The organism is Flavobacterium tegetincola DSM 22377 (genome assembly GCF_000425485.1).
Taxonomy (GTDB): domain Bacteria; phylum Bacteroidota; class Bacteroidia; order Flavobacteriales; family Flavobacteriaceae; genus Flavobacterium; species Flavobacterium tegetincola.
Genome location: NZ_AUDN01000008.1, coordinates 11,896 through 26,983 on the forward strand (window position 1 = coordinate 11,896; position 15,088 = coordinate 26,983).

Genomic DNA, 15,088 nt, shown 5'->3' on the forward strand with positions numbered 1-15,088 from the left:
TTACAACATTTCAGTAATAAGTATCAAGACAATTTGTCACTTTACCAATTTTGGTACTTTATTTGAAAATCATATCACAAATTAAACTATTTAATTAAATTTAAACTATATAAGCTATGACGACAGGAAAAATTAATGTTTCGGTTGAAAACATATTCCCATTAATCAAGAAATTTTTATACAGCGACCACGAAATTTTTCTTCGCGAGTTGATATCAAATGGTACTGATGCTACGCTAAAATTAAAGCATTTAATTAGTATTGGCGATGCTAAAGTGGAATATGGCAATCCTACTATTGAAGTAAAAATTGACAAGGAAGGAAAAAAATTGCACATCATTGACCAAGGTTTGGGTATGACTTCTGAAGAAGTGGAAAAATACATCAACCAAATTGCATTTTCAGGAGCGGAAGAATTTTTAGAGAAATACAAAGATTCAGCTAAAGATTCAGGAATTATCGGTCATTTTGGACTGGGATTCTATTCGGCTTTTATGGTGGCTGAAAAAGTAGAATTGATCACAAAATCGTTCAAGGACGAACCAGCAGCACATTGGACGTGCGACGGAAGTCCAGAATTTACATTAGTAGCTTCTGATAAAACCACTCGTGGGACTGAAATTATTTTACACATCGCCGAGGATTCTTTAGAGTTTTTGGAAGAAAACAGAATTTCTACTTTATTGAACAAGTACAATAAGTTCATGCCAGTGCCAATTAAATTTGGAACTAAAACAGAAACACTTCCTACACCGGAAGATGCTCCAGAAGATTTTAAAGCAGAAGAAGTTGAAGTAGACAACATCATCAATAATCCAAATCCAGCTTGGACGAAAGCGCCAACGGAATTGAAAGACGAAGATTACAAAGAGTTTTACAGGGAATTGTATCCAATGCAGTTTGAAGATCCTTTGTTTCACATTCATTTAAATGTAGATTATCCGTTTAACTTAACTGGTATTTTATATTTCCCAAAAATGTCTTCTGATTTACAAATTCAGAAGGACAAAATTCAGTTGTACCAAAACCAAGTTTATGTTACCGATAACGTAGAAGGAATTGTACCTGAATTTTTAACGATGTTAAAAGGTGTTATTGATTCTCCAGACATTCCGTTGAATGTTTCGCGTTCCTACTTGCAAGCAGATGGAGCGGTTAAGAAAATTTCAAATTACATTACTCGTAAAGTTGCCGATAAATTGAAATCTTTGTTTACAGAAAACAGAGCTGATTTTGAAGAAAAATGGAACGATATTAAAATAGTTTTAGAATACGGAATGTTATCCGAGCCAAAATTCTACGAAAAAGCAGGCGCGTTTACCTTATACCCAACCGTTGACGGTAAATACTTCACTTTAGAAGAATTGAAAGAAAACTTGAAAGAGACGCAAACGGATAAGGATGGCAAATTAGTGCTGCTTTACGCTGGAAATAAAGAATCACAACACTCTTACATTCAAACGGCGAAGGAAAAAGGATACGAAGTATTGCTTTTAGATTCGCCGATTATCTCGCATTTGATTCAGAAATTGGAAGCAGATAATGAGAACATGACGTTTGTACGAGTAGATTCAGATCACGTGGATAATTTGATCAGCAAAGAAGAAGCTACAATTTCTAAATTGTCAGAAACAGAGCAAGAAACTTTAAAAACAGTTTTAGAAACTTTGGTTCCTAAACCTACTTATAATGTACAACTTCAAGCAATGGACAGTCATTCGGCACCATTTATCATTACGCAACCAGAATTTATGCGTAGAATGAAAGAAATGAGTCAGTCTGGCGGTGGCGGCGGAATGTTTGGAATGGGAAATATGCCTGAAATGTATAATGTTGTTGTGAACACCAATTCAGAATTGGCCACTACAATTTTAAATTCGACAGACAAAACACATCAAGAACAACTGGTAAAGCAAGCGTTAGACCTTGCTAAACTTTCTCAAAATTTATTAAAAGGAGAAGATTTAACGGCTTTTGTAAAAAGAAGTTTTGAATTGGTAAAATAAATTTATTTTACATAAAAACTAAAAATCCCTACTTGTAGGGATTTTTTTTATACCTTAAACTCCGATTTTTGACAGTAATCAATTTAAACTTCAACCCTATGATCGATTTAACGTATGCTGCAAAAGGAACTTTTGACCAAAATGGAAAGGTAATCATCAATGTATGTATTCCTACTGAAACTCATTCAGGCAAATACCAGAAAGAAATATATAATATGTCAAAAATTACATCTAATGGAAGCATTAACGCTATTTTTTGTCACTTTAGCGATGGCACCTCAACCGCTATGCAACACCAAAACTTTGACTACCGATTGAACCTCGATATTTACGCTATGAAAAATCATCGTGGAGCAACTGATTTTGACGAAAGTAAAGATGATGCCGTATTTCTTTTCTTTCACAATACTTCCTTTGATGAAAGTGATAGAGCTTATTACTTTGAACAAATTGAAACTATTTATAACGACATAAAACACAATGGCAATCAGGCTCACGATGGAGTGGCCACCAATGCAGCACTTAGCAATCCGAGAAAAATTGGCATGAGCCTGATTACTAAAATGCCTGTTACGAAATAATACTACATGTGCACTATGAACAAATTTTTCTGCTTTTTAATTTCATTTCTGATGCCTTCCATTGTGATGAACGCACAAAATATGGACCGAAAGCATCTTGACAGTTTATTAAAAAGCGGTCAGCATTTCCGGGTTTTGAAGGAAATTAATTCCAACGATACTTTAAAGTTGAAAAAGCAAGATTTAGCCTTATTCCATATTTATCGGGCTAAATGTTTTGCAGCTGATAATAAAAATGCTTCCGCGTTTCAAAGTTATTTACATGCTAAAAAAGCCTATTTGGCCATTGACAGTATTGAAAGTGCAATGGCAATTAACTTGGATATTGCATTTTTTTTAAGCACCGAAAAAAACAATAGAAAAAAAGCAGAAAGCTATGTTCAGGATTATTTAAATTTTGCGCTAAAGCAAAAAAAAGATGTAATGATTGCCAATGCGTATTCTAGTTGGGGCACATTAAAAATGGAAGAACATCCAAAAGAAAGTTTGCAACTCTTTAAAAAGTCACTATTTTATGGAGAGCGAGCTGGAAATAGCGCACAATTGCAAAATGTTTATTCTAACATAGGCGTTTTATACAATGAAATGCTTCAAAAACCGGATTCAGCATTATATTATATTGATAAATCTATAGCATTAGCTGGAAAAAGGGATGATAAATATAATTTATGCATTAACTTAATTAATAAAGCCAGCTGCTATTATTATAAAGGAGAATTTCAAGAAGCATTAGATTTACTGGAACAAGCAAAAGCAATTCCATTGCTGCAAAACGACAAAAACGTTAAGAGCTACATTTACCAATTCTTAGCCGTAAATTACAGCGAACTGGGGAATTATAAAAAAGCATATGAAAATCTTTCAAATTACATAGAAGTTCAAGCTGATTTTGATTTTGACAAGCAGAATATCAAAATTTCTGAATTCAATATTAAATATGAAACAAAGGAAAAGGAGATTGAAAACTTGATGCTAAAAGCTAAAGTACAGCGCAATCAGATTATAACCTATACAACTCTTGGCCTCCTACTTATAGCGATTATTCTGTCCGTGCTAATTTTTAAAAACATTTCTAAGAAACGAAAAATTGCCGAACAAGCACAATTAATACAAAAACAGCAACTTGATAAAACGCTTAAAGATCAAGAGTTACATGATATTGACGTTATGTTAAAAAGCCAGGAAGTGGAGCGACAACAAATTGCTAATGAATTACATGATAATCTAGGCAGTTTACTCGCGACACTAAAATTGAATTTTCAGAATTTAAGCCGATTGCAAAAGCTTGAGGATAAAGAATTATTTGAAAAAACGGATGCTATGTTAGAGGAAACCTATCAAAAAGTACGCAACATCTCCCATCTTAAAAACATGGGTATTGTGGGAAATGAAGGATTACTTATTGCCGTAAAAAAAATGGCTGAAAAAATGACCGTTATAAATCGATTAAAAATAAATGTCATTCCGTTTGGACTGACACAACGTTTATCCAATACAACGGAGGTCACTTTATTTAGAATTATTCAGGAATTATGTACCAACATTATCAAGCATTCAGAGGCAAACGAAGTGAATATTTATCTGACACAACATAATCCTGAACTGATCAACATTATTATAGAAGACAACGGAAAGGGTTTTGATTACAAAGAAGTCGTTCATAAAGATGGAATTGGTCTTAAATCAATTGAGAAGAAAGTAGAACAAATGGGTGGAACTTTTACTGTGGATTCTGCGGTATCAAAAGGAACAACCATTATAATCGATTTAGCCTTATGATTAGAATTATAATCGCAGAAGACCATCAAGCACTCATAGACGGGATTAAGCTTTCGCTAGAATTTGAAGATGACATTCAAGTAATTGGAGAGGCAATAGATGGCGCTGCTTTAATTGAACTCGTCCGCTTGAAACAGCCTGATGTAGTAATTACAGATATTCGCATGCCAAAATGCGATGGAATTACAGCAACCAAAATCATAAAAGCCGAATTTCCGCACATTCAAGTTGTTGGTTTCAGTATGTTTGATCAACCTCAAGCAATGGCTCAAATGAAAGACGCAGGTGCTTCGGGTTATATTATGAAAAATTCGTCGTTGAAAAAAGTAGTAGAAGCAATACGTACGGTTGCCCAAAAGCAGACATTCTTTGACAGTAATATCATTTGCGAAAAAAGCAGCTCCACAAATGAGGAGGTTTTACTTAGCAAACGTGAAATAGAAATTGTACACCTTATAGGCGAAGGAAAAACTTCTGCAGAGATCAGTGAACTTTTGTTTATTGGAAAGAGCACCGTTGACACCCATCGAAAAAATATTTTAAAGAAGTTAAACATTCGCGGAAAAACCGATTTACTGCGTTTTGCCGTGGAGCGAAAATACGACTTTGATTAATTCCAATAATCACATTTCTTACAGCATAAAAAATTCTTACAATTGCTTCCAATTTTACTTTGAAAAATAAAACGTTTTTGAATATTAAAGGAGTACATTTGTCGCCCTTTTTAATTTTGAAAAAATGACTCAAAACAACGTACTCAAAGGTGTTTTTCTTGTTGCACTTGGAGCAACCAGCTACGGAATGCTAGCAACCTTTGTGAAAATTGCCTACAATGAAGGCTATACTACTGCAGAAGTAACCACATCTCAATTTATCTACGGATTAATTGGTTTAATAATCGTAAACATCGTTCAACGCAGCAGATCAAAAGTTGCTGTTGTAAAACCTACAACTAATCATGTCATACAACTAATCGTAGCAGGAACTTCTACGGGATTGACGAGTTTATTTTATTATTTGGCAGTAAAATATATTCCGGTATCTATAGGAATTGTAATGCTGATGCAAACCGTTTGGATGGGCGTTTTACTCGAATGGATTTTGGATAAAAAAGCACCTTCATTACAGAAGACAATTGCCGTTTTAGTTGTTCTAATTGGTACTGCTTTAGCCATTAATATATTTGAGATCAACTTCAGCGATACCTCAATTGATTGGTCAACTGGTTTGTTCTGGGGTATTTTAGCCGCAGCATCTTTTACAACAACCATGTTTACCGCTAATAGAATTGCTACGCATGTATCTTCCGCACAAAGGAGTTTACTCATGCTTACAGGTGGAGCAATAATTGTATTTACTTTTGCATTTATAACTCAAATAACTCCCTTCAATCTAGAAATCTTCATGAGGTGGGGAATTGTACTAGCCCTTTTTGGCACCATTATTCCACCATTATTATTAAACGCAGGATTTCCAAATACTGGAATTGGTCTAGGAAGCATCGTTGCGTCTTTAGAACTTCCCGTTTCAGTAATGATGGCTTACTTTTTACTAAATGAACAAGTGATTTTGATTCAGTGGATTGGAATTATCATCATCATTACCGCGATTGTTATTATGAATTTAAATTTCGACAGAAAGAAACGAATGATGTAATTATTTTTCTTAATTTGCTAGGAAATTGAACGACATGAATTTTGATTTTCCCTGGCATTTATATTTGATGGGAGCTATTTATATGCTCGCGGGACTAAATCACTTTAGAAATCCTCGATTGTACCTTAGAATAATGCCTTCCTATCTTCCAAAACCCAAATTACTGAATTACGTAAGCGGAATTGCAGAAGTTATTTTGGGTATTGGATTGTGTATTCCACTGGTTTCACCAATTGCAGCATGGGGAATTATAGCTTTGCTGATTGCTGTTTTTCCCGCAAATTTATTTATGTTTACAAATGAAAAAGCCGGAATGGGCTTGTCCAGAACTATTTTGCTTCTAAGATTACCACTTCAAATGGCACTTATAGTTTGGGCTTATTGCTACACTTAAAATTTTTGAGATGACTCCTTTGTTTTCAGAAGAAAAAATAGAATTTAACTTACCGGACGCCGAGGTAATTTACTATCCTGCTTTTTTAGAATCAAATAATGCCACGCTACTGTATAAACAACTGCTAAGTGAAACACCTTGGCAAAGTGACTCTATCACACTGTTTGGCAAAACACATCCACAACCCAGGCTGACCGCTTTTTATGGTGCAGACGATTTAAGTTACTCCTATTCCAATATAAAAATGCTAGCCAATGCTTGGTCAAACGCACTTTTACAATTGAAAATAGAGATTGAACAGAGGGCTTCAACCACTTTTAATAGCGTGCTGCTAAATTTATACCGCGATGGAAAAGACAGTAACGGCTGGCATGCTGATAACGAAAAGGAATTGGGAATTAATCCGATCATTGCCTCAGTCACTTTAGGAAGTGAGCGATTCTTTCATCTGAAGCATATCAAAAATCCCGAAAGCAAATGTAAAATTAAGCTCGAGCACGGAAGCTTATTGTTGATGAAAGGAAGTACGCAACATTTCTACAAGCATCAAATTCCTAAAACGTTGCAACCGGTGGCGCCACGAATCAATCTGACGTTCAGGAGCATAAAAAAAAGCTGATGCTATTTAAAAAAGCACTATTTTAGTGCAGCGTTTTAAAGATATGTGAATTTTATGGAAACAATTATCAGCTATTTCACCACAATCCCGTCATTGCACCGGGGATTCATTTTAGCAGGAGGAATTGCACTGTTTTGGCTTATTGAAAATATTTCGCCGTTGCATTTATTTGGATACAATAAAGCAAAACATGCAAGCATAAATATCTTTTTTACAGCGACTACGATTATAGTAAATTTTACATTAGCAGCGGCTTTACTTTTTACCGCCAATTATACATTTCAAAACCAATGGGGATTAGTGCATCTTTTACCTAAAATAAATATCTGGTTGTATGCCTTATTGGGCTTACTACTTTTAGATTTAATTGGAGCCTATTTTGCACATTGGGTACAGCACCGCATTCCAGTCTTGTGGCGTTTCCATTTAATTCACCACACGGATACCGCTGTAGATACTACCACTGCTAACAGGCACCATCCCGGAGAAAGTCTAATTCGTTTTATCTGTACCATTCTTGCAGTTTTTATTGCGGGAACGCCGATGTGGTTGGTGTTTTTATACCAATCTCTTTCAGTAGTTTTCTCACAATTTAATCATGCCAATATTCAACTACCAAAGAAATTGGACACGCTGATTAGCTATTTTATCGTTTCTCCTGACATGCATAAAGTGCATCATCATTATGTTTTGCCTTACACAGATACTAATTATGGAAATATTTTTTCAATTTGGGACCGTATTTTCGGAACATTTTCTGTGTTAGAAAACTCAAAAATAATTTACGGAATTGACACTCATCGTAAAAAGGAAGAATGCAACAGCGTAAAAACGATGCTGAAAATTCCGTTCAAGAAGGATTTTAAAAAATTGTAACTTTTTTTTTTCAAAAAAAATTGAGTTAAGTAGACTGTAGTTTTAAATTTTTCCTTAATATTGACTAATAATTTCACCCTTAACAAATTATCTGAATTAATTTTCACCTAATGAAAAAGAATAAAAATATCGAATTAACTCGCGAACAGAACGAGAAGTTGATTACCCTTGCTTTAGAAGAACGAAATCCCTTTGAAATCATTAAAAAGGAATTTGGTTTTGCCGAGAGGGAAATCATGGAAATCATGAAGAAAAGATTGACTGCAGAAAAATTTGAACATTGGAAAAAGAAAGCAGTGGCGGCTAAACCTAAACCCAAACCCCAAAAAGTGGATGACTTTGACGAAGATTTGGACGGAAAATACTACATAAAAAATAAGTTTGACTAATATAAAACTTCTGCCCTGCAGAAGTTTTTTTTTGGCTGTCATTGAAATATTATTTGATAATTATTAAATTATATTTAAAATAATATTAACTTTGTTTAATAATTTTTAAAATAATTAAAAATGAAGCCGAAACTCCCCGATAGTTGTCCCAGTTGTGAAAGTCAACTTACCGTAACAGAATTGAGCTGTCCGGAATGTCAAACTAAAGTGTCGGGCAAATATCTTTTGCCATTATTGTTACAAATACCAGAAGAAGAACAACAATTTATACTCGATTTTTTTTTAGCCAGCGGCAGTCTAAAGGAGATGGCAAATCAGATGGGAAAAAGCTACCCCACAGTTCGGAATAAGCTAGATGACATTATTGAAAAGATTAAAAAACTTCAACCAAAACCTGCCTTATGAAAAAAATCCTCTTCAATCCGTTTGAGCAATTTTCAGAACGACCTTTAATTTTATTTGGAATTGCTGCTACAATTGTATTATCTATGACTGGCGCTTTTTTCAATGCTCGATTTGATGGTGTGTTGGATTTGCATTTTTCAATGCCTACTTTTTTTAGCAATACATTGACCGACAATGCTATAAATATTGCCCTATTATCGCTGACGCTTTTTGCTTTAGGCAAAATTCGAAACAACAAAACGCGGTTTATAGACTTTTTTTCAGCCAGTTTAATTGCTAGAATACCTTATTATTTTCTTCCGTTTTTTAATTGGAACAATTACATTTATAATGAAACTGAAAAATTAATACAGCAATTTCTTACCGTGCAACCTGGAGCAATTCCAGAATTTGACACGATTCAAATGGGGATATTAGCTTTATTTGCAATTGTCTCACTTGTGTTCCTTGCTTGGTTTATCTATCTGCTTTACCAAGGATATAAAGTGGCTACTAATGCTAAAGGTGCTGTAGAAGTTGTCCTTTTTGGCGTGACGATCATCGTTGCAGAAGTGCTTTCAAAAATTATTTTTTACCTAATTAATTAATTAATACGTTATGAAAAAATTTTTCCTCTTACTCGTCATTCTGGGCAGCTTTTCTTCCTTTGGTCAAGACCTTTCTGGCGGATGGACCGGAATACTAAAAATTCAAGGAACTGAACTTCCGTTGGTTTTTAATTTTACCAAAACCGCGACAGGTTATGCAGCTACTATGGACAGTCCGAAGCAAGGTGCCAAGGGAATTCCTGTTGATGCAGTTACTTTTTCCAATCAACAGTTAACGATAAATGTAAAAGCTGCAGGCATAAAGTACACGGGCGAATGGAAATCAACTTCTGAAATTACGGGTACTTTCTCCCAAGGAGCGTTTTCAGCACCTTTGAATCTGACAAAAGGTGTTGCGGAAATTATTCGGCCTCAAGAACCTAAAAAACCGTACTCGTATTATACGGAAGACGTTGAATTTATAAATGAAATAGAAAAAATCGGATTGGCCGGAACACTTTCTTTGCCACAAAAAGAAGGAAAATTTCCAGCGGTAATTCTAATTTCAGGAAGTGGCCAGCAAAATCGTGATTCCGAAATTTTAGGACATAAACCTTTTCTAGTCATTGCTGATTATCTCACTAAAAATGGTTTTGCAGTATTGCGTTACGACGATCGAGGCGTTGGAGCATCAAAAGGAAACCCTACTTTATCTACATCCGATGATTTTGCAAATGATGCTGCAGCAGCTATAGCGTATTTAAAAACTAGGAAAGAAGTTGATAGCAGAAAAATTGGAATTATCGGACATTCAGAAGGCGGCACTATTGCTCCAATGCTTGCTGCAATAGATAAAAATATTGCATTTATCGTTTTGCTAGCAGGAACAGGTGTGGCAGGTGATGAATTACTTGTAGATCAAAATTACCAAGTGGGAAAAATTAATGGCATGACCGAGGAACAATTAGCTGCGGCAAAAATAACAAATCAAGAAATCTACGCTATTGTAAAAGGTACAGGAACACTTTTGGAGGTAAAACAAAACTTAACCGTATACTTCCAAAATGCTTCTGCACAAATACCTCAGAATGAAAAACCGTCGAAAGAAGAGTTAGATGCGTCTATAAAGACTAATGTAAACGCTATTGCATCGCCTTGGTTTCGGTATTTTATTTCTTACGATCCGAGAGTGAATCTGAAGAAGGTAAAATGTCCTGTTTTAGTATTGAACGGCGAAAAAGACATTCAAGTATCGGCTAAACTCAATACAGAAGCGATTGCAAAAGCATTAAAAGAAGGAGGAAATAAGAAAGTAAAAGTTCAGATTTTTCCAGAGCTCAATCACTTATTCCAACATTGTAAAACATGTACTGTGGCAGAATACAGTGAAATTGAAGAAACGTTTGCTCCTGAAGTTTTAAAAACGATGTCCGATTGGATGCAAGAACAAGTAAAGTAATACAGTAAAGAGGAATTTAATTCCTCTTTTTTCTTTTAAAAACGGTAACATTTCAGCGCGATTTTAGTCTAATACATTCAACTTATATTCTATCCGATGAATTTTACACATAAAAAGTTCTTACTCCTTGCGCTAACTTCTACACTATTTGCCTTTTCACAAAACAAAATTCAAGTAGAAATGGATTTAAATAAAGTGACCAATGACCAAGTCACTGTTTCCGTTTCCGTTCCTGTAACTACGGCATCTGCGTTACTTTACAGCTTTCCTAAAATAATCCCCGGAACGTATTCGGAGGATGATTATGGAAAATACATCGAAAAATTTAAAGCTTTTGATGCCAAAGGAAATGCACTGACAACGATAAAAGTCAACGATAATTCTTGGAAAATTGAAAATGCTGCAAAGGCAAGAACAATTTCGTATCAGGTTAATGACACATACGATATTGAAGACACACACGAAATATTTTCACCAGCAGGAAGCAATATCGAAGTCGGTAAAAATTTCATGATCAACACACATGCTTTTGTAGGTTATTTTGATGGTTTTGCCAATAGTCCGTATCAACTTACCATCATTCATCCGGAATATTTGTGGGGTGCAACGGCCATGGAAGATTTGGATGCATCCAAAACTAAAGATGTATTTCAGACCAATCGATATGCTACGTTAGTGGAAAACCCAATTATGTATGCAAAACCGGATTACACTACATTTACCGTCCAAGGAATGGAAATTGTAATTGCTGTTTACTCACCAAACGGATTGGTTACTGCGGAAAGCATTACGCCTGAAATGAAGACTATGATAACAACTCAGAAGAATTTTTTAGGTGACTTTAACGCCACAAAAAAATATGTAGTTCTACTTTATTTGTCTGACAATTCAAAACCCGATGCGCAAGGATTTGGCGCTTTGGAACACCCAACAGCAACAACGGTGGTGATGCCAGAATTACTACCAAAATCAGAATTAGTAGATCAATTGAAAGATGTAGTTTCGCACGAATTTTTCCACATTGTTACCCCTTTAAGCATTCATTCTAAGGAAATCCAGGATTTTGATTACAATGCTCCCAAAATGTCTAAACATTTATGGATGTATGAAGGTGTAACTGAATATTTTGCCAATTTATTTCAGATCAATCAAGGCTTAATTACCGAAGAAGAGTTTTATAAAAGAATGTCGGGCAAGATTGCCAATGCATCACGAATGAATGACATGTTGCCTTTTACCAAAATGAGTACTAACGTTTTGATAAAACCTTACAAAGATGAATACCTTAATGTCTATGAAAAAGGCGCACTGATTGCCATGTGCATTGACATCGAAATCAGAGAAAAAAGCAATGGAAAACGAGGTATTTTAGATTTAATGAAGCTGCTTTCTTTGGAATATGGGACAAAAAAAGCATTTGACGATAGCGAATTATTTGGCAAAATAACCCAATTGACCTATCCAGAAGTAGGCATTTTCTTGGAAAAATATGTAAGCGGTCCTACTCCAATTCCATACAGTGCATACTTTGCAAAAATGGGAGTGACCAAAACGATGATCAATACCGAAGGGAATTTATTTATAAAGGAGCAAGCGCCACTTATAAGCATTGATCCAGATACGAAGGAAATTAGTTTCATCCAACATGCACCACTTCAACCATTTTTAAAAAATATAGGAATTGAACCGGGCGATGTATTATTATCCGTGAATACTATAAAATATAATTTAGACAACATCAATGATTTGATCATTTGGAGCACTTCATTGAAAGAAGAGGAAGAAGTTACTTTCATAATTAGACGCAACGGTGTTGAAAAACAGTTTTCAGGCAAAGCTATTTTGCCACAAGAACGAATTCCAGGCTATCAATTTACAGAAACCGCAAAAGAGTCTAAAAAACAAGCATGGTTAAAAGGCTAAAAGTTTAAAATGATTTGCTAAATATAATCCCCAAATAAGTCAGTTGTTTGGGGATTTTTTTATTATTTTGCCAAAAAAATATAACCAAATGAAACAATTGATTCTTTCGCTTACCACCGCTTTCCTTTTGATGAGTTGTGCGGAAAAAGGTGCCGATACCAACACACATATTGCAGGAACTATTAAAGGATTCACATCAGGAACCGTTTATCTACAGAAGCAGAACGACAGTATTCTAGTTACTATTGACAGTGTACAAATGAGTAAAGATTCCAAGTTTAAATTTGATTTTAATCTTGATTCACCGGAAGTGATGTATTTGGAAGTAAATCGCGGCGTTACAAAATCCATTGATAACAGTTTACCTATTTTTGCAGAGCCAGGAACAATAACTGTTGACGCGGCGTTAGACCATTTTTACGCAAGTGCAAAAGTTTCTGGATCTAAGAATCACGAATTGTTTGAACAATTCCAAAAAGTAAACACCAAATACAACGGCGAATTACTAGATATTTCAAAAGAGAAATTTGATGCTATTCGTTTTAAGCGTTTGCAAGACGTGGATAGTATTGAGCGTAAGTTTGACTCTAAATTAAAAAGAAAATACTTGTACGCTATTAACTTTGCTTTGACCAACAAAGAATATGAAGTAGCACCTTACGTAGCTTTAACAGAACTTAGCAATGCTAACATTAAATATTTAGACACCATCAGCAAAACGATCGCTCCAAAAGTAGCTCAATCTAAATATGGAAAATTACTAACCGAGTACTTGAACGATTTGAAGCAAGTAAAATAAAATCAAGCGATATACAATCATTTATAAATTGCTATTAAAAAGCCACTTTTGAAAATTCAAAAATGGCTTTTTTTTTGGACATAAAAAAAACCATAACAACTAAATGTTATGGTTTCTGTATTGAGCCGGCGGAGGGACTCGAACCCACGACCTGCTGATTACAAATCAGCTGCTCTAGCCAACTGAGCTACGCTGGCGTCTCATTACGGGTGCAAATATAAGACTGAATTTTAGATTTACAAACAAAAATTCAACTTTTTTTGCACTTTTTTTTCTTACAATGCGTTGATTTTAGCAACTAATTGATTTGCAACTTCTTCCAAATCTTTATTGATTTGTTTGAAGTGTGCTTTTTTATCTTCAACTTTCTTTGCGTTTACTTTTTCAATCAAAACATCAAAAGAAGCAATCGCTTCATCGATTAATGCATTTGTTTCTACAGTTGGTTTTCCTGTTGTAGTCATCTCGTACAAGTATACTGCTTCAATAATATCACCTAATACGTAGTTGATGTCTTTCTTTAAATTCTTAATATTGGCCATTTGATTTTTATTTTAATTTCCGATTGCAAAAGTACACATAATCTTGATATAACCGACTATGAAATTGCTAAAATAGAAAGTATTGCAAAAAACACCCACGATAAAAAGCATCGTAGATACAGATTTTTAACAATTGCAATTACGGGTCTTATGAAATGTAAATTTCTAAAAGGGAAGCTACTCCACTTAAATAGTAGTTTTTTAAAGCGGCAGGAATTAAAACCGTATCGCCTTTTTGATAGTAAAAATGCACATCGCTTATTATGATTTCAAAAGTTCCTTCCACACACATGTATACGGTAAACGAATCGCCTAATTTTTCAATGGCAGTTTTCACGGTTAGCGGTATGAAATTAGTTGTAAAATAAGAACACTCCACCACAGGATTGGATTGGTTTGCTTCTCTAAAAAACAGTTTCTGAGTTTCTGTTTTTTGATAATTGATGGCTTCCAAGGCTAAATCTACGTTTAATTCTCTTTTATTCCCATTGCTGTCAAACCGGTCAAAATCATACAAACGATACGTAACATCAGACGTTTGCTGGATTTCTGCAATAACAATTCCAGCACCAATAGAATGCACCGTTCCTGTTTCCAGAAAAAACACTTCTCCTTCATGCACTTCGATACCGTCCAAAATAGAAGTCAGTTTCCTAGTAGCCAAACTTTTTAAATACTCATCTTGCGTTGAATTTTCTTTAAAACCTACTATAATTTCAGCACCTTCATCCGCTTGCATCACATACCACATTTCAGTTTTCCCCAAGGAATTGTGGCGTTCTTTTGCCAACGCATCATTTGGATGCACTTGTATAGACAAATCTTCTTTGGCATCTAAGTACTTAAATAATAAAGGGAACTGCTTTCCAAAACGATTATAAACTAAAGCGCCTAAAATTTCCTCTGGATAAGCGTCAATTAACGCTGTAATCTCTTTTCCTTTAAAATCACCATTCGAAACCACACTAATATTACCTTCAACGGCAGATAATTCCCAACTTTCGCCTGTGGTATCTGAAGTAATCGGTTTATTAAGTAGCATTTTTAGTTTCTCACCACCCCAAATCTTTTCTTTTAAAATAGGGTTAAACTGCAATGGATAAAATAATGGATTCATAGGTATAGAATTAAAA

Annotated in this window: 16 protein-coding genes and 1 tRNA gene; 14 read left to right on the forward strand and 3 right to left on the reverse strand. The window is 34.8% G+C overall.

The features are described from left to right. The first annotated feature begins 116 nt into the window (after positions 1 to 116). The 14 genes from htpG to H602_RS0101645 all read left to right on the forward strand — a co-directional run bounded on the left by htpG (position 117) and on the right by H602_RS0101645 (position 13,413). A complete protein-coding gene (htpG, locus tag H602_RS0101580; RefSeq protein WP_026976438.1) occupies positions 117 to 2,006 on the forward strand; it encodes a molecular chaperone HtpG in 1,890 nt (629 codons plus the stop codon). Positions 2,007 to 2,104: 98 nt separating this feature from the next. Continuing rightward, entirely contained in the window at positions 2,105 to 2,587 is a 483-nt protein-coding gene (locus tag H602_RS0101585) for a hypothetical protein (protein WP_026976439.1), read from the forward strand. Between the two features lie 15 nt (positions 2,588 to 2,602). Beyond that, positions 2,603 to 4,366, forward strand: a complete 1,764-nt coding sequence (locus H602_RS0101590) for a tetratricopeptide repeat-containing sensor histidine kinase (RefSeq protein WP_169516013.1) — start codon at positions 2,603 to 2,605, stop codon at positions 4,364 to 4,366. After that, entirely contained in the window at positions 4,363 to 4,980 is a 618-nt protein-coding gene (locus H602_RS0101595; RefSeq protein ID WP_026976441.1) for a response regulator transcription factor, read from the forward strand. Before H602_RS0101590 ends, H602_RS0101595 begins: the two co-directional genes overlap by 4 nt. A gap of 124 nt (positions 4,981 to 5,104) precedes the next feature. Next, positions 5,105 to 6,022 (forward strand): DMT family transporter, encoded by a 918-nt coding sequence (locus H602_RS0101600; protein WP_026976442.1) that lies wholly within the window; start codon positions 5,105 to 5,107, stop codon positions 6,020 to 6,022. 34 nt (positions 6,023 to 6,056) lie between these two features. Then, positions 6,057 to 6,416, forward strand: coding sequence for a DoxX family protein (locus tag H602_RS0101605; RefSeq protein WP_035758713.1), 360 nt, complete (start codon positions 6,057 to 6,059; stop codon positions 6,414 to 6,416). 10 nt (positions 6,417 to 6,426) lie between these two features. After that, positions 6,427 to 7,035: an alpha-ketoglutarate-dependent dioxygenase AlkB family protein gene (locus H602_RS0101610; protein ID WP_026976444.1), complete on the forward strand. Its 609-nt coding sequence runs from the start codon at positions 6,427 to 6,429 to the stop codon at positions 7,033 to 7,035. A gap of 54 nt (positions 7,036 to 7,089) precedes the next feature. Next, complete coding sequence (locus H602_RS0101615; RefSeq protein ID WP_026976445.1) at positions 7,090 to 7,911, forward strand: sterol desaturase family protein; 822 nt, start codon at positions 7,090 to 7,092, stop codon at positions 7,909 to 7,911. A gap of 110 nt (positions 7,912 to 8,021) precedes the next feature. After that, complete coding sequence (locus tag H602_RS0101620; protein ID WP_026976446.1) at positions 8,022 to 8,300, forward strand: DUF2805 domain-containing protein; 279 nt, start codon at positions 8,022 to 8,024, stop codon at positions 8,298 to 8,300. Positions 8,301 to 8,420: 120 nt separating this feature from the next. Continuing rightward, positions 8,421 to 8,705 (forward strand): DUF2089 family protein, encoded by a 285-nt coding sequence (locus H602_RS0101625; RefSeq protein WP_026976447.1) that lies wholly within the window; start codon positions 8,421 to 8,423, stop codon positions 8,703 to 8,705. Next, entirely contained in the window at positions 8,702 to 9,292 is a 591-nt protein-coding gene (locus H602_RS18005; protein WP_051224109.1) for a hypothetical protein, read from the forward strand. The genes H602_RS0101625 and H602_RS18005 overlap by 4 nt, the downstream gene beginning before the upstream one ends. Before the next feature lie 10 nt (positions 9,293 to 9,302). Further along, positions 9,303 to 10,691 (forward strand): alpha/beta hydrolase family protein, encoded by a 1,389-nt coding sequence (locus H602_RS0101635; protein ID WP_026976448.1) that lies wholly within the window; start codon positions 9,303 to 9,305, stop codon positions 10,689 to 10,691. 96 nt (positions 10,692 to 10,787) lie between these two features. Then, a complete protein-coding gene (locus tag H602_RS0101640; protein WP_026976449.1) occupies positions 10,788 to 12,614 on the forward strand; it encodes a M61 family metallopeptidase in 1,827 nt (608 codons plus the stop codon). Between the two features lie 88 nt (positions 12,615 to 12,702). Continuing rightward, positions 12,703 to 13,413, forward strand: coding sequence for a DUF4369 domain-containing protein (locus H602_RS0101645; protein ID WP_026976450.1), 711 nt, complete (start codon positions 12,703 to 12,705; stop codon positions 13,411 to 13,413). A gap of 123 nt (positions 13,414 to 13,536) precedes the next feature. On the opposite strand, the gene H602_RS0101650 is transcribed toward H602_RS0101645, so the two are convergent. The 3 genes from H602_RS0101650 to H602_RS0101660 form a co-directional block, all read right to left on the reverse strand. Further along, a tRNA-Thr gene (locus tag H602_RS0101650) sits at positions 13,537 to 13,610 on the reverse strand. A 78-nt stretch (positions 13,611 to 13,688) separates the two neighbouring features. Next, positions 13,689 to 13,955, reverse strand: coding sequence for a hypothetical protein (locus H602_RS0101655; RefSeq protein WP_026976451.1), 267 nt, complete (start codon positions 13,953 to 13,955; stop codon positions 13,689 to 13,691). Positions 13,956 to 14,103: 148 nt separating this feature from the next. Continuing rightward, positions 14,104 to 15,072, reverse strand: coding sequence for a type I phosphomannose isomerase catalytic subunit (locus H602_RS0101660; protein WP_026976452.1), 969 nt, complete (start codon positions 15,070 to 15,072; stop codon positions 14,104 to 14,106). Positions 15,073 to 15,088 lie beyond the last annotated feature (16 nt).